Source organism: Luteimonas sp. S4-F44 (genome assembly GCF_022637415.1).
In the GTDB taxonomy this organism is placed as follows: Bacteria; Pseudomonadota; Gammaproteobacteria; order Xanthomonadales; family Xanthomonadaceae; genus Luteimonas.
In genome coordinates this window covers 1,005,387-1,024,847 of the sequence record NZ_CP093340.1, presented here as the reverse complement: position 1 = coordinate 1,024,847, position 19,461 = coordinate 1,005,387, and the positions used below count along the sequence as shown (strand labels likewise).

The window sequence follows — 19,461 nt, the reverse complement described above, 5'->3', positions numbered from 1 at the left end:
ACGCCCGCGCCCCGGAGCACCGCCTAGCCGGGAGTGACCTCCGTCTCCGCTGCCACGTCCACGCGATCGGGCGCGGCGCACGACGCCAGCGTCGGTGTGTCGAGCCCGCACTCCAACAGCAGGGGCGAAGGCAACCGACAGTCGGGATGCAAGCGATTGAGGAAGTGCAGCGATCCCGACACGCCGCTCATCAGCCCCGGCGTGTAGGTATCGCGCGCCAGCCCGCCGACTGCCCCACTGCACTCCTCCATCGCCGAGACGATACGGGCGCCGGCCGGCAATCCGTCATCGCGTCGCAAGCCCGGATCCAGCGCTGAAGCGCGCTCGAGCAGCTCCCACAGGCTCAGATCGCCATGGCAAAGCGTGTGGCTGATGCCCCAGCCGCGTCGCTCAGCCGCACGGACCGCCCGCCGCAACGTGTCGAGGTGACGCACTCCGCCGGTGCGCGCATAGAGATCGCAAGCAGCGAGTCCGATGCCGACGCTGCCGTGGCACCACGTGTCGGGAAAGTCCTTGGACTCCGGCTTGCGGACGTCGATCCAATCCCCCGCTGAATGGTCGTAGAGACCATCTTCAAAAACGAAAGCCTGCTCGGCCAGCGCTGCCCATCGATCACGCTCATGCTGCGTCCCCGCGGTGCTCGATGCGAGCCTCGCGAGCGCCCATCCGCTCCCCGTGGCGCCGTGCGCGAAGCCTCCCAGCGGCCGATCGAAGATGGCACTCGGCCAGCGCGCCCCCTGGGCATCGACGATCGCGGCCGCCTCCAGGTGGCGCCCAGCCTCGGCGGCCACTTCCAGCCACGCATCGTCTTCGTCCAACTGGGCCAGTTGCAGCAACGGTACGATCGCGCCGCTGACGCCTTCGAGCAGATCCAGATTGTCGTCTGGGCGGAACCCTCGTCGGGCCAGTGTGGTCGCGCTTCGGCGCGCACGCTCGAGCATCGCGGGATCGCTATCCAGGTGGTACAGGGTCGTCCAAGTCAGCACCTGCGACCCCAGGCCGATGAACCCGCCGACCGCATCGATCGGCTCTTGCTGTTCGAGCGTCTCCGCGACCCGGATTGCGCCCGCGATGGCGCTGTCCAGGCCGTCCACAGGATCAGCGCGTCCCAACCTGACTTCATGCCGGTAACCAGCCAGCGCGACAGCGATTCCTCCTAACCCGATGTAGAGATCGGACTGGAGCGTGCGCATCGTCCAGCCCTCCGCGCCGAGCACGGGACTGATCCACGCCGACGTCCCGTCCTCGCCGGACACCGACAGCCGCAGTAACTTCTCAACCGTCTCCCTCGCGAGCACGCGGCGCCGGCGATCCAGTCCGTCGGCATGCGGGCGGCGAGCCACGACATCGCGCGGCGCACTTTCGCGATTGGCGAGCTTGCCATTAAGGTAGGCCGTCACCAGCGCACCCCGGATCGTCAGTTCTTCCATCTCGAGACGCATGCCGCGCCAGCTATCCAAGGCCGCGTCGATGTCGACAGCAGACAGCATTTCGGAAAAGACGGGGATGTCGCCGTAGCGCATGTCTTCGACTTCGCCGGCGATCGTGTCCGAGTCGCGTGGCGCGACCGGCAATACGGCGGCATTGCGTTGCAGAATATCCCGAGCGCGCTCGAGCGCCGGAGGTTCGTTGTGTAGCGATGCGGGATGCCAGAGCATGCGCATCACTTCGGAGTACGCCTGCGTCGGACGCCGGATCCGCCTGGCCTCGCAACCGAAGAAGGGCGCGAGCAAGGGGCGCAGCTCCTTAGTGCGGTCGAGGGCCTGAAAGCGTGCGGTCAGCTCGGAAAATCCATCGACGACATGATTCCAGTACTGGGAGATGTCCGGGCGGGCACAAGGATGATTGCGTGCAGGTGGCAGTTCGACATCCGCAACCTGCATGCGGGCCGAGGTCGTACCGGCGTCGATGATCAGCGGGACCCGAATCTTCGGCTGCTCGTCGGGAAGCGCGCCTGCCGCCGAAATGTCCACCCCGTGCAGGCCGAGCATCGGTGCGCGAAACGGCACCAAGCCGGTACGCAATACCGAAGTGGTGATCAGTCGGCTCGCCGCATCCATCGCCGCGCCCAGTCCCGTCGACGGCACGTCAACCTCGGGTGCGAACAGGCTTTCGACGTCCACCGCCACCGGCACCGGCCCAACCGCGATGATGTTCTCGTGGTGCAGGTCGGTGCCGCCCAAAAGACGCATCACGGCCAGCCAATGGCCGATGTTGCGATAAAAGGCGGCCAGCTCTTCGTCGTCCTTGCAGTAGTGGTGCGTGGCGAATGCCGACCACCCATAACCTGCCCCCAGAAGCGCCGCCGGCACACGGATACGCAGCGGGTCGTCCCCGAGCACCCGTTCGAGAAAGCGCTCCAGCGCCATGTCGATCGCCACTGAGCGCGGCTTGTACATCACGCTGCCGCCCTCGAACTCCAGGTGCGCGACCGCCTGCCCACCGTTATGCACGTCCCCCTGCCCCAGGTGAAGAGCGCGCAGCATGCCCTCCTGACCCCCGATGAGGGCGCGCAATTGGGTGCGATCGTTGCCCAATCGCTGCACCATTGAGGCCAGCGCCGATGCCTGCTGGCGCAATGCCCGCTCAAGCCGGGGGCGCAGCGCAGGATATCGCCATGTGAGATGGGCGACGAACGCCGGTTGGCTGGAGCGCTCGATGAACTCATCAAAGCGCCCACGCTCGCCATCCTGCTGCAGGTGACCGGCCAATTGCGCCGCGTGCAGTTCCAACAACAACACCCGGTTGAGCTTGCGCCTCGCATTTGCCAACAGCGCGCGATGCGCCGCGGTGGACACGACGCCGCGTTCCTCCGGTGCGAGCCTTTGCGAAACGGCTGCCAGTCGAGCCTCCAAATCCTGGCGTGCATCCGAAATGATCACGTCGATCGCGCGATCGAACTCTGTACCTGCCACTCTGTCATCCATGCCGGTCTCCGCTCCTGCGAGCACGATGGCCATTGCATCCCGATCTGCATGACGCGCATCGCCACTTCCGAGCCGTGTTCCGGATCATCCCGGCGAGACGAGGACCGCGACCGGCTCCGCCGCGGAAGCGGACCCGCACTCGGCGAGCCCGCTTCCGCGTCCTATCAACAGCAGTGCGCCGGGATCGACGCCGTACAGGAACTGCATTGCGTCAGCAGCAAGAAACTCTTGTCGGTCATCGCCGCTTCGGTCGCGGCAATGCCCTCCACATACAATGCCCCCGCCGGGTTCTCGTAGCCATCTACGGTGTCGGCCCCACTCAGCCAGCCGCCAACGATTTCGTCGTGCTGCATGTCGTCTCTCCTTGTCGATTGCATCAACTTGCGAATGCCGCTTGCACGTCCGCCGGAACACATGCTCGACATTCCAGTCGAACGCACGCGCGGTACCTGGACGGGGCGTCGGCGTTGTAGCACTCCGGCCTACGGACGTCCTGCCCCAGGGGGATACTGGCCCTGTGCGGACAGGCCGTCTTTGATGAACGTCACAGTCCACCCTGCGTGCTACGGCACCAGACGCGGGGCTTGGCGGCTCATGATTGCCATGCAGTCGGCGTCCTTGCCCTCGCAGCGAGCCCTAACTGGATGCGCAGACCTGCGGCCTAGCCCTAGCCTTGCGCGACCGCCTGCAAGGCCGCGAGTTCCTCGGCGCTGAATCCGGCGGCGGCGCGGGCGTCGAGGTTGAACGGACCGTGCAGGACCGTGCGCGCGTAGTCGGCCAACAGTGCGCGGAACCTGGGCTCGGGGTCGATGCCATCGCGCGCGCAGTACCAGCGGAACCACCGGCTGCCGGCCGCGACGTGCGGGATTTCCTCGCGCAGAATGATCTCGAGGATGTCGGCGGTCGCGTCGTCGCCCAGCGCGCGCAGTTTGACGATCATCCCTGGGGTCACGTCGAGGCCGCGGGCTTCGAGCACGCGCGGCACCAACGCCATGCGCGCCAGGCCGTCGTGCGCGGTCTTCTCGCACATCTCCCACAGGCCGTTGTGCGCGTCGAAATCGCCGTAGTCGCGCCCGAACGCCCGCAAGCGGTCGCGCAGTAGCACGAAATGCCGGGCTTCGTCGTCGGCGATCGCGACCCAGTCGGCGTAGAACGCATCCGGCAGGCCGCGGAAGCGGTAGACCGCATCCCAGGCCAGGTCGATCGCGTTGAGCTCGATGTGCGCGATCGCGTGGAGAAACGCCGCGCGTCCTTCATCGCTGCCCAGCCCACGCCGCGGCAACTCGCGCGGATGCACCAGCCGCGGACGCGGCGGCCGGCCGGGCATGCGGATCGGCTCGGGCGGCGGTGGCGAGGCGGGCAGCAACAACCGCCCGGCGCGTTGCTGCGCGGCATGGTGCCGGGTCAGCGCGACCTTGGTGTCGGGATCACGCGCGTCCAGGCACTGGCGCGCCGCGGCCAGCAGGTCGAGCGCGTCGGCCACCGCCGCACTCACGCGCGGCGCTTGTTCTTGGCCTCGTCGGAGCGCAGCTGGCGCAGCCGTTCGAAATAGCCCGGCTCGATACCGGTGACGTACTCACCGCTGAAGCAGGAGCTGTCGAAGCGCAGATCGGGGAACTTGGGTCCGGCGACGGCGGCCTCGAGATCGGCCAGATCCTGGTAGATCAGCCAGTCGCAGCCCAGGAAGGCCTCGATCTCGGCCTCGGTGCGGTTGTGCGCGACCAGTTCGTCGACCGACGGCATGTCGATGCCGTAGATGTTGGGGTAACGGACCGGCGGCGCCGCGGAGGCCAGGTAGACCTTCTTGGCGCCGGCATCGCGCGCCATCTGCACGATCTGCTTGGACGTGGTGCCGCGCACGATCGAATCGTCGACCAGCAGCACGACACGGTTGCGAAATTCGAGCGGGATCGGGTTGAGCTTGCGCTTGACCGACTTCGCGCGTTCGCCCTGCCCCGGCATGATGAAGGTGCGGCCGACGTAGCGATTCTTGATGAAGCCCTCGCGGTACTTCACGCCCAGCACGTTGGCGATCTCCAGCGCGGAGTCGCGCGAGGTATCGGGGATCGGGATCACGGTGTCGATGCCGTGGTCCGGACGCAGCCGCAGGATCTTCTCGCCCAGGGTCACGCCCATGCGCATGCGCGCCTTGTGCACCGAAATGTTCTCGATCATCGAATCGGGGCGCGCGAAGTAGACGTACTCGAAGATGCACGGCGCGTGCGCCTGTTGCGGCGCGCACTGGCGATGGTGCAGTTCCCCGCGCGCGGTGACGACGATGCCCTCGCCGGGCTCGACATCGCGCAGCCTTTCGAAGCCGAGGATGTCGAGCGCGACCGATTCGGACGCCACCGCGTACTCGGTGCCCTCCTCGCTCTGCCGGCGGCCGAGCACCAGCGGACGGATGCCGTGCGGATCGCGGAACGCGACCAGGCCCAGGCCCAGCACGGTCGCCACGACCGCGTAGCCACCGCGCGCACGCCGGTTGACGCCCTCGATCGCGCGGAACGCGGCCTCGGGGGTCAACGCTTTTTCGCGATCGAGCTCGTGCGCGAACACGTTGAGCAGCACTTCCGAATCGGACTCGGTATTGACGTTGCGGCGATCGGTCTCGAACACCTGCTGGCGCAACTGGTCGGTGTTGACCAGATTGCCGTTGTGCGCGAGCGCGATACCAAATGGCGAATTGACGTAGAACGGCTGCGCCTCATCGCTGCCCTCGCTACCCGCGGTCGGATAGCGGCAATGGGCGATACCGACACGACCGCGCAACAGCGCCATCGTCTTGGCGTCGAACACGTCGCGCACCAGGCCGTTGCCCTTGTGCACGCGCAGCGCAGTGCCATTGGCGGTGGCGATGCCTGCCGCATCTTGCCCGCGGTGCTGCAGCACGGTCAGGCCGTCATACAACGCACCCGCGACTTCGGAGGTTCCGACGATCCCGACGATCCCGCACATGGCGATTCCAGTCCTGCTGGGCGCGCGGCGCGCGCCATTGAAAAGAAGAGGGGGAGACCCCGTTGCGCCCTGGCCTCAGGGATGCGACCGCACCAGGCCGTCGATCCCCACTTTGGCGCGCACCTGCGCCTTGAGTTGGTCGGCCTCGCCGCGGCTGGCGACCGGACCGGCCTTGACCCGGGTCAGCCGTCCCTTGTCGGTGGTGACGCTGTCGGTGAACGCGGTGATGCCGGCGCTGCGCAGGCGATCGCGCAGACGCTCGGCCTCGGCGGCCTGGCTGAAGGCGCCAAGCTGCACCACGAAGCCCACATCGGCCGTGCGAGTCGGAGTCGGAGTCGGAGTCGGAGTTGGAGCAGGCGCCGGCTTGGCCGCCGGGGGCGGCGTCTGCGCAGTGCGCGTCGGCTCGGCCGGCGGCGGCGTCGCAGGCTTGGGGCGCACCGGCGGCGGTGTCGATGCAGGCGCCTGCGTCTTCGCCGGAGCGGCAGCGGCGGCGTCGAGCGCGACCACGCGCGGGTTGACGTCGTCGCGCACCTGGGCCGCGCGCAGCCGCACGATCTCGGCTTCGGCGCGGCTCGCGTACGGCCCCAGCCGCACGCGTTGCGCCGGCCGCCCATTGAGCGTGAACGCCTCGCGATAGCCGGTCAGCGACGACTGGCGGAGCTGGCGCAGGATCGCCTCGGCATCGGCCTCGCTGGCGAATGCGCCGTAGTGCACGGCGTAGCCGCCGCCGGCCGTGGTCGGCGGCAGTGCTTCGGTCTGCGCACCGGTCTCCACGGTCGGCAGCGCGTCGCCCGAGTTCGGCGCGGCGCCTGTCGCCGGCGTGGCGGACGTCCGCGGGGCGCCCTCGGCGAGCACGCCGCCTGCCGGGGCCGGCGACGGCGCGACCAACGGCAGGTCGACCGTCTTGTACTGCCCGTCCGGCGCGTCCGGCAGCTCGAGCGGCATGTCGGGCAGGCCGCTCGCGGGCGCCGGGCCCTTGACCAGCATCGGCAGGAAGATCACCGCCAACGCGATCAACACGGCGGCACCGATCAGGCGCTGTTTGAGTCCAGGCGTCATGCAGAGGGCGCAGGCGAAGGGGACGCGATGATTATACGCACTGAGGCCGGCACGGCCTTAACCCGGGCCCTGCAACCGCGCGAGCGCGGCCGCAGCGGTATGGAACGAGCCGAACACCAGGACCCGATCGCCCGGGCGCGCCTGCGCCAGAACCGCCGCCAGTGCGCCGCCTACGTCAGCCGCCACCGGGGCGCACTCGGCGGCGGAGCCCGCCAGCCGTGCACGCAGGGCCTCGGCCGATTGGCTGCGCGCGCCGGCATCGGCCAGCCCCGCCAGCCACCAGCCGTCGACCGCAGGCGCCAGCGCCGCGACGACGCCGGTCGCATCCTTGTCGGCCAATGCGGCATAGACCGCCCAGGTCCGACCTTCGGCGGGCGCGGCGCCCAGCCACTGCGCCAGCGCCTGGGCGGCCTGCGGGTTATGCGCGACATCGACGACAAGCTCGACCCCGTCCTGCTCGAACCGTTGCAAGCGCGCGGCAACGTGCGCGTCGGCGATCCCCGTCGCGAGGGCGGCATCGGGCAGGTCGGCGTCGAGCGCGCGCAGGGCCGCTACCGCGACAGCGGCGTTGCGCAGTTGCACGGGCGCGGCCAACGCCGGCAGCGGCAGGTCGATTTCGTAGCCGACCTCGCGCCAGATCCAGCGCCCCTCGCCCGCAGGCGCGAACAGAAAATCGCTGCCGGCGCGGATCGCGACCGCGCCGATCCGGTAGGCATGCTGTAGCACGCTCGCCGGCGGGTCGTCGTCGCCGAGCACCAGGGGACGCCAGGGGCGCGCGATGCCGGCCTTCTCCAGGCCGATCGCCTCGCGGTCATTGCCCAGCCAGTCCTGATGATCGAGATCGACCGTGGTGACGACCGCGACATCGGCATCGACGAGGTTGACCGCATCCAGGCGGCCGCCGAGTCCGACCTCGAGGATCGCCAGGTCCAGCTCCGCGCGCGCGAACAGCCACATCGCGGCCAGCGTGCCGGTCTCGAAATAGGTCAGCGGCGTGTCGCCGCGCACCGCCTCGATCGCCTCGAACGCCGCCACCAGCGCGGCATCGTCGGCATCGGCGCCATCGATGCGCACGCGCTCGTTGTAGGCCAACAGGTGCGGCGAGGTGTAGGCGCCCACGCGCCAACCGGCCGCGCGCGCCGCGGCCTCGATCAAGGCGACGGTCGAGCCCTTGCCGTTGGTCCCGGCCACGGTGATGACATGCGTGGCCGGCCGGCCGCAGTCGAGTCGCGCATGGACCGCAGCGACGCGCTCCAGCCCCAGTTCTACCTCGACCGGATGCCGCGCTTCGAGGCGCGCCAGCCAGTCCGCGAGCGATGCGGATGCGGTCATAGCGCGCGGTGGACCGCCTCGCCGAAGAACGCGGTGTGATGCGCGCAATCGTTCAACCGGACCACGTCGAGACGATCGACATCGGGCCCTTCGAGCAGATTGAGCGTGGTCGGCGCCTGGCGGAAGGTCCACAGCCGCGCGAGCGGCAGGCCGAGCACACGGCACAGGATCACGCGGTTGATCGCATCGTGCGCGACGATCAGCGCGGTGTCGTCCGGGCCCAGGCCCGCGAGCGAGCGCGCGAAGGCCGGCCATGCGCGATCGAGCACCTGCTGCAGCGATTCGCCGCCGGGCATCTGCACCGTGTCGGGGGCGTCGCGCCACGCCGCCAGACGCTCGGGGTCGCGCTCGCCGATCTCGGCCGCGAGCAGGCCTTCCCAGGTGCCGTGCGCGATTTCGGCCAGGCCGGGATCGGTCGTCAGCAGGGCTTCGCGATCCACGCCCAGGGCCAGACGTGCGGTGCGATTGGCACGCGACAGCGGCGAGCTGACCGCGCGATCGATGCGGACATCCGCCAGCCGCGCACCGAGCAAGGTCGCCTGGCGCTCACCGACCGGCGAAAGCGGGATGTCCTCCTGCCCCTGGTAGCGGCCTTCGGCGTTCCACGGCGTTTCGCCATGACGGGCAAGCAGGATTCTCATGCGCGGTCCTCGACAATGCGGCGCGCCTGCACGGCTGGGCGCGGCGCGACAGTCTACCTGCCGAGGCAGGCGCCACGCGCACGCCCGGCACTGGGAATGCGTGGGCGACCCGTCAGAGGCACCGAGCGCCGTGCAGCGCTCAGCCGCGTCGTCCGAGCAGCATGACCAGGCCGAACAGGCCGCCCAGGCCCCCGGTGAAGGCGAGCGCGACGTTCGGTTCGCGCAGGCGCAACGCCATCACCATGCAAGTGATGCCGAGCGCCAGGATCAGCAGCCCCACGAGCCGCCCCCGCGCGCCGCCATAGAAATGCGTGCGCACGGCCGCGCGTTCGACCACAGGGCGGCGCGCCTGCCAGGTCCCGAAGGCGGCCTGAAACTCCGCGAGCAGGCGATCCCGGCCCGGTCCGTCGAGCGCGCTCACCAGGACCGTGGGCGCATCGCGTCGCACCAACTTCAAGTAATCGTCCGTGCCCCACTGGGTAATCTCAGCGAAACGCACGGCCGCGCGACGCGCAAAGACGATGCCGTCCGGCTCGATCCGCGCGTGGTCGCGGGTGGGAAAGCCCAGAAAGGCGACCAGTGGCGGCGCAACGAGCGCGACCACTGCCACCCCGATCGCCAACAGCGGCCGGTTCGACCCGAACACGATGCCGATGAAGGCCGTCGATGCCAACACGAAGCCCAGCGGCGTCGACCACTGGTGCCAGCGGGTGAAGGCCTTGACGGGAATGACCGAAGACGATCGCATCGTTCGTTTCCTCAAGCTTCCGTGCCGATCGCGCGGGTGCGGTCGACCGCCAGGGGCGGTGGCCCTCGGCGTCAGCAGGCCCGCGCACTCAGCGCGCGGCGCCCATTTCCCGGAGCAGTCGCGGCGCCGGATCGACCTCCTGCATCACCCAGCGGATGTAGCGCTGGTCGACCGAAATCGTGCGCGTCATCGTCGGGTCGAACACCCAGTTCGACACCACCGCGTCCCAGGTCATGTCGAACAGCAGCCCGGTCAGCCGGCCGTCGGCATCGAGTACGGGCGATCCGGAATTGCCGCCGGTCACATCGAGGTCGGCCAGAAAATTCACCGGCACCGAGCGCAGGCGCCGGTCGGCCAGGCCCCCATGCCGGCCGGCGGCGATCGCGTCGAGCTGCGCCTTGGGCGCATCGAACGGCTCGGTTCCCGTCGCCTTGGCGGGAATCTCCTCGAGCCGGGTGAACGGGGTCTGCGTGCGGCCGGCGCGGTCGGTGTAGCCAACGACGTTGCCGAAGGTGATGCGCAGCGAGGAATTGGCGTCCGGATAGACCGCCTCGCCGCGACTGGCACGATAGTCGGCAACCGCCTGCAGGACGGTCGGCTGCAACACCAGCAGGTCGCCGGCGCGCGCCTTGGCCTCCTGTTCGATCCGCACGAGCTCCGGCACCACCCCCGCTGCGTACTGCAACGCGGGATCGGTGCTGCGCAGGAACGCATGGCGATCGGCGGCGAACCACTTCAGGCGCTCCTCGCTGTCGCCCAGGCGACTGCGCTCGAGCCGGTCGAGCGCGCGCTCGATCGCCGCCGCGTCGCGGCCGCCCAGGAACTGGTCGATCGCCGCGACCCGCTGACCGGCTGGCAACTGCACGTACTGCTGCAGGGCGTAGCGGGTCAGTGCACGGTCCATCGCCGGCACATAGCGCCGGTCCATCTGTCGCAGGCTGCCCTCGATCACCGGCAGATCGCGCTGCTGATAACCCTGCTCGCGCATCGCGTCGGGCCGTTCCTTCTCGATCGCCAGCCGGTACAGGCGCACCGCGGTCGACAGCACGCCGCTGTTGTCGAGCAGCGACAGCACCAGGTCGCGCTCACGTGTGGCCTGCGCCTGGGCCTCGAGCGCGGCGATGCGCGTCTGCGCCTCGAGCGCCGGCCGCCCCGCGTCCCCGCGCCCCTGCAGCCAGGCCTGCACGGCGGCCGCTTCCGCCTGCTTGCGGGCGAGCGCGCCGATGCGCTCGAAACCCTGCAACTGGCCTTCATAGTTCTTCAGCGTGTTCTGCCAACCGCGCACCGCGCTGGCGTAGCGCACCTCGATCTCGGGGTCCTGCTTGCCCTGCGCTTCGACCAGGTCGATCAGCGCACGGTAGTGACGGCTGACCTGCGGATAGCGCCAGGCGACGGTCTCGGCGAACTCGCCGGCCGATGCATACCGGCTGGTGCGCCCCGGATAGCCGGCCACCATCACGAAGTCGTTCTCGCGCAGCGACTTGTCGGCCAGACGCAGGAAGCGCCGCGGGGTATAGGGCACGTTGTCGGGCGCGTACTCGGCCGGGCGCCCATCGCGGCCGACATAGGCGCGGTAGAACGCGAAGTCGCCGGTATGACGTGGCCACATCCAGTTGTCGACGTCGCCGCCGAAGCTGCCAATGCCGCCGGCCGGCGCGTAGACCAGCCGCACGTCGCGAATTTCGAGATTGCGGAACAGCCGGTAGCTGTTGCCCCCCAGGAAGCTGTAGAGCCGGCAGCGATAGCCCGGCTCGGCCTCGCAGCGCGCGACCAGCGATTTCTCGATCGCATCCAGCGCCGTGGTCCGCCCCAACCCGTCGGCGGCCGCGTCGATCGCCGCCCGCACCTCGGCGGTGACGTCCTGGATGCTGTCGAGCGCGTAGATGCGGGCGTTGGGGCCGGCCGATATCTCGTCGCCCAGCGCTGCGGCGTTGAAGCCGTCGCGCATCAGGTTCTTCTCGGGCGTGGAATTGAGCTGGATCGCGCCATAGGCGCAGTGGTGATTGGTGATCGCCAGCCCCTGCGGCGAAACGAAACTGGCTGTGCAGCCGCCCAGCGACACCACCGCGCCCAGCGGGTCACCGGTCAGGTCGGCCAACTGGTTGGGATCGAGCCGCAGGCCCGCCTTGCGCAGCGCAGGCGAGATGTCCGGCAGTTGTTGCGGGACCCACATCCCCTCTCCGGCAAAGGACGAATGACTGCAGCTGAGAAAGACGCCCAGCAGCGTCGCGGCCAGAAGCGGATGGCGCATGGTGGTCCTGTCGGTCGTGTCGGGGCGCCAAGTCTAGAACGTGCCGCCGCCAAGGGGCCAACCCCAGGCCTCGCCCGCCCGGCACCGACGCTGGGCCCGCGACGGTGCGGTGCAGCAGGGGCGGTCATCGTCCGGCCCGTATAATCGCCGCTCTTTTTCTGCCTGCAGGCACGACGACGATGACCCGGACGATGAAGGCGCTGGTCAAGCGCGAAGCCACCAAAGGCATCTGGATGGACGAGGTGCCGGTGCCAGCCCCGGGCCCGAATGACGTGCTCATCAAGCTGGAGAAGACCGCGATCTGCGGCACCGACCTGCACATCTACCTGTGGGACGAGTGGAGCCAGCGCACCATCAAGCCCGGCCTGGTCATCGGCCACGAGTTCGTCGGCCGCATCGTCGAACTGGGTTCGGCGGTGACCGGCTACACGGTCGGCCAGCGCGTGTCGGCCGAGGGTCACCTGGTCTGCGGCCACTGCCGCAACTGCCGTGCCGGCAAGCCGCACCTGTGCCCGAACACCGTCGGCATCGGCGTGACCCGCGATGGCGCGTTCGCCGAATACATCGCGATGCCGGCGACCAACCTGTGGCCGATCCCCGACCAGATCCCGTCGGAGCTGGCAGCATTCTTCGACCCCTACGGCAACGCCGCGCACTGCGCGCTGGAGTTCGACGTCGTCGGCGAGGACGTGCTGATCACCGGCGCCGGCCCGATCGGGGTGATGGCGGCCGGCATCTGCAAGCACATCGGTGCGCGCAACGTCGTGGTCACCGACGTCAACGACTACCGCCTCAAGCTGGCCGCCGACATGGGCGCCACGCGCGTGGTCAACGTGTCGAATACCTCGCTCAAGGAGGTCATGGCCGACCTGCACATGGAGGGCTTCGACGTCGGCCTGGAGATGAGCGGCAACCCGCGCGCGTTCAACGACATGCTCGACTGCATGTACCACGGCGGCAAGGTCGCCCTGCTCGGCCTGCTGCCCAAGGGCGCGGGCATCGATTGGGACCGGATCATCTTCAAGGGCCTGACCGTCCAGGGCATCTACGGCCGGAAGATGTACGAGACCTGGTACAAGATGACCCAGCTGGTGCTCTCGGGCTTCCCGCTGGGCAAGGTGCTGAGCCACCAGTTGCCGGTCGACGAGTTCCAGAAGGGCTTCGACCTGATGGAATCGGGCAAGTCGGGCAAGGTGGTCCTCAACTGGACTTGAGCGGCACCTGAGGCGCGCGCGGCAAGGCCGGGCGCATAGCCGCCGCATGACGTCCGGCACGTTCGACGATCATCGATCCGTTGCAGGCTCGCTGCAATCGACAACCACAGGAGGTGGTGCATGCGGCATGGACACACGTGCGCTCAGCTTTTCGCAGCGTTGGCGCTGGCACTCATTGCGCCCACCGCCTTCGCTGCCGACACACCGATCTGTCCTGAGGGTGCCGCGCCGCCGGCGCCGGTGTGCCTGGCCACCGCGCATGGACTCGCGTACGCCGACACCCAGGCTGACGCACAGATGGCGGCAGAAGCGATCGAAAGCGCGACAGCGCAGTTCAGGGGCACGTTCGGACGCACGCTGCCGCCCGGCATGCTGGTGCTGAGCAGCACGTTCGACGGTGACCAGGCCAAACGCTTCGCCCGGGATCACAACCTCGGATTCTGGCAGGTCTGGCTGTCACCGGCCGACAAACGGGCCCAGGTCGAAGCGGTGATGCGCCGCGCCAATCCGAATCCCGATGCCGACCGTGTTGCGCAGGTCCTGGGCCATCTACAAGCGCAGCATTTGAATGCCCTGCGCCACGAGCTCGGTCACGCGCAGTACCGCGCCGCCTACTGGGCTGATGCCGAGTCCGTCGATGGCCAGTACGGCACGCCCGCACCGGACTGGCTGGATGAAGCGGCCGCTGTGCGCATGGAAGGCCAGGCGGCGCGTGCGCAGTACGAGCACAGCTTCTTCACTGCCCTTCGGACAGCGTCACCGGCCATCCTGCCACTCGCGCAGTTTCTGGCACAGACACACCCGATCGTTGCGCAACGGCAAGCGTTGATGCAATCGAGCGGCGTCCAGACCCCGTCCGGCATCCAGGTCATGACGATGTCCGGCGACGGCGCGCTCGCCGCTGGCCTGTTCTACGCGCAATCGATGCTGTTTGCCGACTTCCTCGAGCAGAGCAGCCCCCAACCTCACATCCTCGGCGCCATCAGTGAGGCGATCGCGGCGGGCGCGGATTTCGAATCCTGGCTGGCCGATACAGGCGCTGCCTACGGCCTGCCGGGCGATATCGCCGGCTTGCAGACGGCCTGGGACGCGTGGTGCATGGCGCACCCAGGCGGCGCGCATGCGCCTGCCGGGTAAACTGCGCGCATCGTCTCTTCCGGATCGCCCGATGTCCCTGACCGACCGCTACGCCGACACCCTCGACGAGATCCGCGAGGCCGGCCTGTTCAAGTCCGAACGCGTGATTACCGGCCCGCAATCGGCGCAGATCACGCTGGCCGACGGGCGCACGGTGCTGAACTTCTGCGCCAACAACTACCTGGGCCTGGCTGACCACCCGGACATCATCGCCGCCGCCAAGGACGCGCTCGACACCCATGGCTTCGGCATGGCCTCGGTGCGCTTCATCTGCGGCACGCAGGACCTGCACAAGCAGCTCGAGACGACCATCGCCGAGTTCTTCGGCAAGCAGGACACGATCCTCTACGCCGCCTGCTTCGATGCCAACGGCGGGCTGTTCGAGCCGCTGCTCGGCGAGGACGACGCGATCATCAGCGACGCGCTCAACCACGCCTCGATCATCGACGGCGTGCGGCTGTGCAAGGCCAAGCGCTACCGCTACGCCAACTGCGACATGGCCGACCTGGAGGCGCAGCTCAAGCAGGCGCGCGCCGACGGCGCGAAGACCATCCTGATCACCACCGATGGCGTGTTCTCGATGGACGGCTTCATCGCGCCGCTCGACGAGATCACCGCATTGGCGCAGAAGTACGACGCGCTGGTGCACATCGACGAATGCCATGCGACCGGCTTCCTCGGCGCCACCGGCCGCGGCTCGGCCGAGGTCAAGGGCGTGCTGGAGAAGATCGACATCATCACCGGCACGCTCGGCAAGGCGATGGGCGGTGCGCTGGGCGGCTTCACGACCGCCAAGGCCGAGGTCATCGAACTGCTGCGCCAGCGCTCGCGTCCCTACCTGTTCTCCAACTCGCTGCCGCCGCACGTGGTCGCCGCCGGCATCAAGGCCTTCGAGATGCTGGACGCAGCGGGCGAACTGCGCGAACGGCTGGTGGAGAACACCCGCTATTTCCGCGAGCAGATGACCGCGGCCGGCTTCGACCTGCGCCCCGGCACCCATCCGATCAGCCCGGTCATGCTCTACGACGCCAAGTTGGCGCAGCGCTTTGCCGAGCGCTTGCTCGAGGAAGGCATCTACGCGATCGGGTTCTTCTTCCCGGTGGTGCCCAAGGACCAGGCCCGGATCCGCACCCAGATCAGCGCCGCGCACACGCGTGAGCATCTGGACCAGGCGATCGACGCGTTCACCCGCATCGGCCGCGAACTGGGCGTGTTGCCGGCCTGAGCCGCGGCGCGCGTCGGGTGCCTCGCCGGCACTAGGCCGGCTTGGCGGTCGCCGGCGCCGAGCGCGGCGCCAGACGTTCGACTTCGTGGGGGGCCAGTTCGCGCCACGCGCCCTTGGCCAGTTCGCCCAGGCCCACGCGCCCGATCGCCACACGCACCAGCCGCAGCACGCCGACCTCGTGCGCGCCCAGCAGCCGGCGGATCTGCCGGTTGCGGCCTTCGTCGAGCACGATCTCCAGCCACGCGTTGCGCCCGCCCTCGCGAAGCACCCGCGCGGACGCGGCACGCAGATGCTGGCCGGCGTCCTCGATGCCGGCATGCAGGCCCGCGAGCAGCGCGGCGTCGGGCCGCGTATCGATCTGTACGTGATAGGTCTTGCTGGGGCCGCGCTCGGGGTCGGCGATCGCCGCTGCCCATGCCGGGTCGCTGGTGAACAGCAACAGGCCCTCGCTGGCCTTGTCGAGCCGGCCGACCGGCGCGATCCATCCCAGCCCCGCACCGTCGAAACACCGGTAGACGGTGTCGCGCCCGTGCTCGTCGTGGGCGGTCGTCACCAGGCCCCGCGGCTTGTTGAGCATCAGATAGCGATGCGCCGTCGCCGCCATGGTCACGCCATCGACCACGATGCGTGCTTCGTCGAGCGCGACCGGGTGTTCGGGATCGCGGATCACGCGACCGCCCACACGCACACGCCCCTCGCGCACCCAGCGCTCGGCTTCGCTGCGCGAGCACAGCCCGCGTTTGGACAGGATGCGCGCCACGCCATAGCGCGGCGCCGTCTGCGCGCGTGGCGTTCGACTGGCGCGGCTCCCTCCCTCGCCCCCGGACGGACGAACGGCCCGCTTGCGCGGGCCGTCATCATCGACGCGTCGGGGACGGTCGGTCATTCGGTCGGCGTCGCCGGTGCCGCGGCCGCTTCCACCGGGGCGTTGGGATCGACGCGACGCCCGACGCTGTAGCCATTGGCCTTGAGCCAGGCGTCGAAGTCGTCGGCCGTCATGCGCTTGCCGCTCTGGGTCATGTTGAATCGGTACGGGGTGTTGTCGAACTCGGTCTGCTTGACGTAGGCGGCCGGATCGCCGGGCTCCACCACACCGGCCGCTGCGGCGGCCATCGCGACGTTCTGGCAGCGCTCAATCTCCATGCGCAGCAGCACCTGGTCGACCGACTGCGCATCATCGTAGGCGCGCGAGAGCACGGCGGTGGTGCCGAGCCGATAGCTGGGCGCAGCCAGTTCCGGGGACAGCGGCATCAGCGCGGCAGCCTGCAGCGGGCGCGCAGCGCGGGTATCGAGATCGGCACAATCTGCCGCCTGGCCGGCGAGCGGAAGGGCCAACAGGGTCGTCAATACGATGGCGCGCATGGGCAAGGGTCCCAGGAGTCGAATTGGCCTGAAGTGTATGCGCCAAGTTACCGGCCGACAAGGGAAATTCTTCTTTCGCGCATTCACATCGGTGAGTGTCTGTCCGTACGGCGATTGCGCCGCGTCGACCTCGAGCTGCTCCGCATCCGGTCATTCCATGTCGTCTTCGAGGACCGGGTCAGTCCCCCGCGATACGCTGGACGTTCGTCAAGTCGCGCGGCAGCGCCGCACGAGCCACCTTCCGATCCCCGCCGTCGGGGGGAGAAGACCCAAAAAGAAGCCCGGCATCAGCCGGGCTTCTTCGTGTTGCTTCGCTGGCGCCAGAATTAGTTCTGGACGTTCAGCTCGGTGCGGCGGTTGCGCGCGCGGCCTTCCGGGTTGTCCGAACCATCCGGGTTGGTGTTCGGCGCAATCGGACGGCTCTCGCCGTAGCCGACCGGACCCACCAGGCGATCGGCAGTGATGCCGTTGCTGGTCAGGAAGTCGTACACGGCCTTCGCACGGCGCTCCGACAGGCGCTGGTTGTAGGCATCCGGACCCTTCGAGTCCGTGTGGCCTGCAACTTCGACGCGCAGTTCGGGGTAGCGACGCAGGATCTCGACGGCCTCGTTCAGGATCGCCACCGCGTCAGGACGCAGCGTCGAACGATCGAAGTCGAAGTTCACGCCGTTCAGATCGATGGTGATCGGAGCCGGCGGCGGCGGAGCCGGGGCGGGAGCCGGCGGCGGCGGCGGCGGAGCCGGGGGAGCCGGAGGCGCCGGCGGCGGGCCGAGCGGCACCACGACACCGACCGAGGCCAGCACGTCGCCGAAGTAGCTCTCGTTGGCGTTGTGCGGGTAGCCGGCCCAGTCACGCGGACCGTTGGCGGCGATGCTGCTGTCGTCGAAATCAGCGCGGTAGGCGATTTCGGCGCGCACGGCGACGCGCTTGTCGAAGGTGGTCTGCAGACCGGCACCGACCTTGGCAGCGAAGTTGCCATCCTTACGCTCGCCAGGCGAGTTCGGGCTCGGGAACGCGTTGAACTCTTCTTCCGAACGCTGGTAGCCGACGCCTGCGAGCAGGTAGGGGTTCCAGCCACGGCCTTCGGAGATGAAGTGGTAGCGGAAGTCGATCGAGGCGCCGTACTGGCTCCAGTTCAGGTCAGGGTTCGCACCCTCGACGCTGCTGTCGAAACCAGGGTTCTGATAGTTCAGCTCACCGTCGATCGACCAGTTCGGGCTGATGAAACGACCGAAACCGATGGTGCCGAACGGGGTGTCGTCGGTGCGGCGATCTTCGGCCTGGAAGTTGTAGCCGACGGAGCCGGTCAAGTACCAGCGGTCGTCGAACTCCTGGGCATTGGCGGCCTGCACCAAGCCGAGGCCGCCGAGCAGAGCGGCGCAGAGGAGTTTCTTATTCATGTTGTATCAGCTCCTGTTCTAGGGGGAATGCGTCATGGCATCGGTTTGAGGCGTCAAACGCACACGCCTTGGACATAGCCTAAAGTCAGCTGTGTGAAGGCGTCGTTAACACTAAGCTAACGGTTGAAAGATTCCAACACAACGACACCTTACCGTTCATCCAGCCTTGGGCTACGGCGGGAACTCCCAACGGCGCGCATTGTCTGCATTCGATGTCGGCGTGGCGTCAAGACGCGCTTAACGCTCACCCCGGCTTCTGGGCCGCCACGTGTTCCGCGGCTGCCACCCAGGGCGGCGATCGGCCCAACTCCTCGACCAGGAAATCCACGAATGCGCGCGTGCGCGGCGGCACCAGCCGGCGCTCGGGCATGACCGCATGGATGCCGGTGGTCGGCGGCGCGTATCCTGGCAGCACCCGGACCAGTCGTCCCGCACGCAGGTCGTCGGCGACATGCCACACCGAATGCATCGCGATGCCCTCGCCTGCGAGCGCAGCGTCGCGCAGGATCTCACCCAGCGTGCTTTCCATGCGCCCCGACACCGCGACCTCGGTGCGGACCCCATTGCGGTCGAGCAATGGCCAGTGGTCCTGGCGCCCGCGGCTGCCGACCAGCAACAGGCACGCGTGATCGGCCAGGTCGGCCGGCACGCGCGGGTGACCGCGCCGATGCAGGTAGTCCGGCGAGGCGACGAGCACGCGCTCGTTGGCGGCGATCGGGCGTGCGACCAGGCGCGAGTCGTCCAGTTCGCCGATCCGGATTGCCAGGTCGAAGCCCTCCCGCACCAGGTCCACCAGTTGGTCGCTCATGTGCACGCTCAGCCGCAGCTCGGGATGCCGGGCCAGAAACCGCGGCAGCAGCGGCGAGACATGTTGGCGCCCGAACGAGGCCGACATCGTCACCCGCAATGTGCCGGCCACACCGCGTCCCCCGCTCTCACGCAGCCCCGCGGCGAGGCTGTCGAGATCATCGACCAGCGCGCGCCCGCCCACGGCCAGCGCGCGGCCCTCGGCGGTGGGATGCAGCCGGCGCGTGGTCCGATGCAGCAGCCGCACGCCGAGGCCGCTCTCCAGGCGCTTCAGGCGCTGGCTGGCCACGGCCGGCGACAGGTCCAGGGCGCGCGCGGCCGCGCTGATCGAGCCCAGATCGAGCACGCGCAGAAATAGGGCGATGTCGTCGAGCCGCGTCATCGATTTTCAATCTTCGGT

16 protein-coding genes are annotated in these 19,461 nt (G+C 68.7%); 3 read left to right on the top strand and 13 right to left on the bottom strand.

Annotation, left to right across the window (positions count from 1 at the left end; translation table 11 throughout):
• Positions 1-23: 23 nt before the first annotated feature.
• From MNO14_RS04690 to MNO14_RS04650, 9 genes are all read right to left on the bottom strand, one after another.
• Positions 24-2,960 carry a type 2 lanthipeptide synthetase LanM family protein gene (locus MNO14_RS04690; RefSeq protein ID WP_241945591.1) on the bottom strand — a complete coding sequence of 979 codons (2,937 nt, stop codon included), beginning with the start codon at positions 2,958-2,960 and terminating at the stop codon, positions 24-26.
• A gap of 131 nt (positions 2,961-3,091) precedes the next feature.
• Positions 3,092-3,280, bottom strand: a complete 189-nt coding sequence (locus MNO14_RS04685; protein WP_241945590.1) for a DUF6229 family protein — start codon at positions 3,278-3,280, stop codon at positions 3,092-3,094.
• Positions 3,281-3,594: 314 nt separating this feature from the next.
• Positions 3,595-4,422, bottom strand: a complete 828-nt coding sequence (locus MNO14_RS04680; protein ID WP_241945589.1) for a ferritin-like domain-containing protein — start codon at positions 4,420-4,422, stop codon at positions 3,595-3,597.
• A complete protein-coding gene (gene purF / locus MNO14_RS04675; protein ID WP_241945588.1) occupies positions 4,419-5,885 on the bottom strand; it encodes an amidophosphoribosyltransferase in 1,467 nt (488 codons plus the stop codon). Before purF ends, MNO14_RS04680 begins: the two co-directional genes overlap by 4 nt.
• A gap of 75 nt (positions 5,886-5,960) precedes the next feature.
• Complete coding sequence (locus MNO14_RS04670) at positions 5,961-6,944, bottom strand: SPOR domain-containing protein (protein ID WP_241945587.1); 984 nt, start codon at positions 6,942-6,944, stop codon at positions 5,961-5,963.
• A gap of 57 nt (positions 6,945-7,001) precedes the next feature.
• Entirely contained in the window at positions 7,002-8,276 is a 1,275-nt protein-coding gene (gene folC, locus MNO14_RS04665; protein ID WP_241945586.1) for a bifunctional tetrahydrofolate synthase/dihydrofolate synthase, read from the bottom strand.
• The gene (locus tag MNO14_RS04660) at positions 8,273-8,917 is read right to left on the bottom strand and encodes a histidine phosphatase family protein (RefSeq protein WP_241945585.1); all 645 of its coding nucleotides are present in this window, start codon (positions 8,915-8,917) and stop codon (positions 8,273-8,275) included. The genes folC and MNO14_RS04660 overlap by 4 nt, the downstream gene beginning before the upstream one ends.
• A gap of 139 nt (positions 8,918-9,056) precedes the next feature.
• Positions 9,057-9,593 (bottom strand): hypothetical protein, encoded by a 537-nt coding sequence (locus MNO14_RS04655; protein WP_241945584.1) that lies wholly within the window; start codon positions 9,591-9,593, stop codon positions 9,057-9,059.
• Between the two features lie 160 nt (positions 9,594-9,753).
• A complete protein-coding gene (locus MNO14_RS04650) occupies positions 9,754-11,838 on the bottom strand; it encodes a S46 family peptidase (protein ID WP_241946260.1) in 2,085 nt (694 codons plus the stop codon).
• A gap of 257 nt (positions 11,839-12,095) precedes the next feature.
• Between MNO14_RS04650 and tdh the strand changes: the two genes are divergently transcribed.
• The 3 genes from tdh to kbl all read left to right on the top strand — a co-directional run bounded on the left by tdh (position 12,096) and on the right by kbl (position 15,492).
• Positions 12,096-13,130 carry an L-threonine 3-dehydrogenase gene (gene tdh, locus MNO14_RS04645; RefSeq protein ID WP_241945583.1) on the top strand — a complete coding sequence of 345 codons (1,035 nt, stop codon included), beginning with the start codon at positions 12,096-12,098 and terminating at the stop codon, positions 13,128-13,130.
• A gap of 159 nt (positions 13,131-13,289) precedes the next feature.
• Positions 13,290-14,267 (top strand): hypothetical protein, encoded by a 978-nt coding sequence (locus tag MNO14_RS04640; protein ID WP_241945582.1) that lies wholly within the window; start codon positions 13,290-13,292, stop codon positions 14,265-14,267.
• Between the two features lie 31 nt (positions 14,268-14,298).
• The gene (gene kbl / locus MNO14_RS04635; RefSeq protein ID WP_241945581.1) at positions 14,299-15,492 is read left to right on the top strand and encodes a glycine C-acetyltransferase; all 1,194 of its coding nucleotides are present in this window, start codon (positions 14,299-14,301) and stop codon (positions 15,490-15,492) included.
• A gap of 31 nt (positions 15,493-15,523) precedes the next feature.
• Here kbl and MNO14_RS04630 read toward each other — a convergent pair whose 3' ends face one another.
• The 4 genes from MNO14_RS04630 to MNO14_RS04615 all read right to left on the bottom strand — a co-directional run bounded on the left by MNO14_RS04630 (position 15,524) and on the right by MNO14_RS04615 (position 19,443).
• Complete coding sequence (locus MNO14_RS04630; RefSeq protein ID WP_241945580.1) at positions 15,524-16,252, bottom strand: pseudouridine synthase; 729 nt, start codon at positions 16,250-16,252, stop codon at positions 15,524-15,526.
• Positions 16,253-16,374: 122 nt separating this feature from the next.
• A complete protein-coding gene (locus MNO14_RS04625; protein ID WP_241945579.1) occupies positions 16,375-16,854 on the bottom strand; it encodes a hypothetical protein in 480 nt (159 codons plus the stop codon).
• 326 nt (positions 16,855-17,180) lie between these two features.
• Positions 17,181-18,254, bottom strand: coding sequence for an OmpA family protein (locus MNO14_RS04620; RefSeq protein ID WP_241945578.1), 1,074 nt, complete (start codon positions 18,252-18,254; stop codon positions 17,181-17,183).
• Between the two features lie 244 nt (positions 18,255-18,498).
• On the bottom strand, positions 18,499-19,443 hold the full coding sequence (locus MNO14_RS04615; RefSeq protein WP_241945577.1) for a LysR family transcriptional regulator: 945 nt from the start codon (positions 19,441-19,443) through the stop codon (positions 18,499-18,501).
• Positions 19,444-19,461: the final 18 nt, after the last annotated feature.

Coding starts and splice junctions, on each gene's coding strand:
- MNO14_RS04685 (WP_241945590.1), bottom strand. CDS start 3,280: ATGCAGCACGACGAAATCGTTGGCGGCTGGCTGAGTGGGGCCGACACC.
- kbl (WP_241945581.1), top strand. CDS start 14,299: ATGTCCCTGACCGACCGCTACGCCGACACCCTCGACGAGATCCGCGAG.
- MNO14_RS04660 (WP_241945585.1), bottom strand. CDS start 8,917: ATGAGAATCCTGCTTGCCCGTCATGGCGAAACGCCGTGGAACGCCGAA.
- MNO14_RS04625 (WP_241945579.1), bottom strand. CDS start 16,854: ATGCGCGCCATCGTATTGACGACCCTGTTGGCCCTTCCGCTCGCCGGC.
- MNO14_RS04650 (WP_241946260.1), bottom strand. CDS start 11,838: ATGTGGGTCCCGCAACAACTGCCGGACATCTCGCCTGCGCTGCGCAAG.
- MNO14_RS04690 (WP_241945591.1), bottom strand. CDS start 2,960: ATGGCCATCGTGCTCGCAGGAGCGGAGACCGGCATGGATGACAGAGTG.
- MNO14_RS04620 (WP_241945578.1), bottom strand. CDS start 18,254: ATGAATAAGAAACTCCTCTGCGCCGCTCTGCTCGGCGGCCTCGGCTTG.
- purF (WP_241945588.1), bottom strand. CDS start 5,885: ATGTGCGGGATCGTCGGGATCGTCGGAACCTCCGAAGTCGCGGGTGCG.
- MNO14_RS04670 (WP_241945587.1), bottom strand. CDS start 6,944: ATGACGCCTGGACTCAAACAGCGCCTGATCGGTGCCGCCGTGTTGATC.
- folC (WP_241945586.1), bottom strand. CDS start 8,276: ATGACCGCATCCGCATCGCTCGCGGACTGGCTGGCGCGCCTCGAAGCG.
- MNO14_RS04615 (WP_241945577.1), bottom strand. CDS start 19,443: ATGACGCGGCTCGACGACATCGCCCTATTTCTGCGCGTGCTCGATCTG.
- tdh (WP_241945583.1), top strand. CDS start 12,096: ATGACCCGGACGATGAAGGCGCTGGTCAAGCGCGAAGCCACCAAAGGC.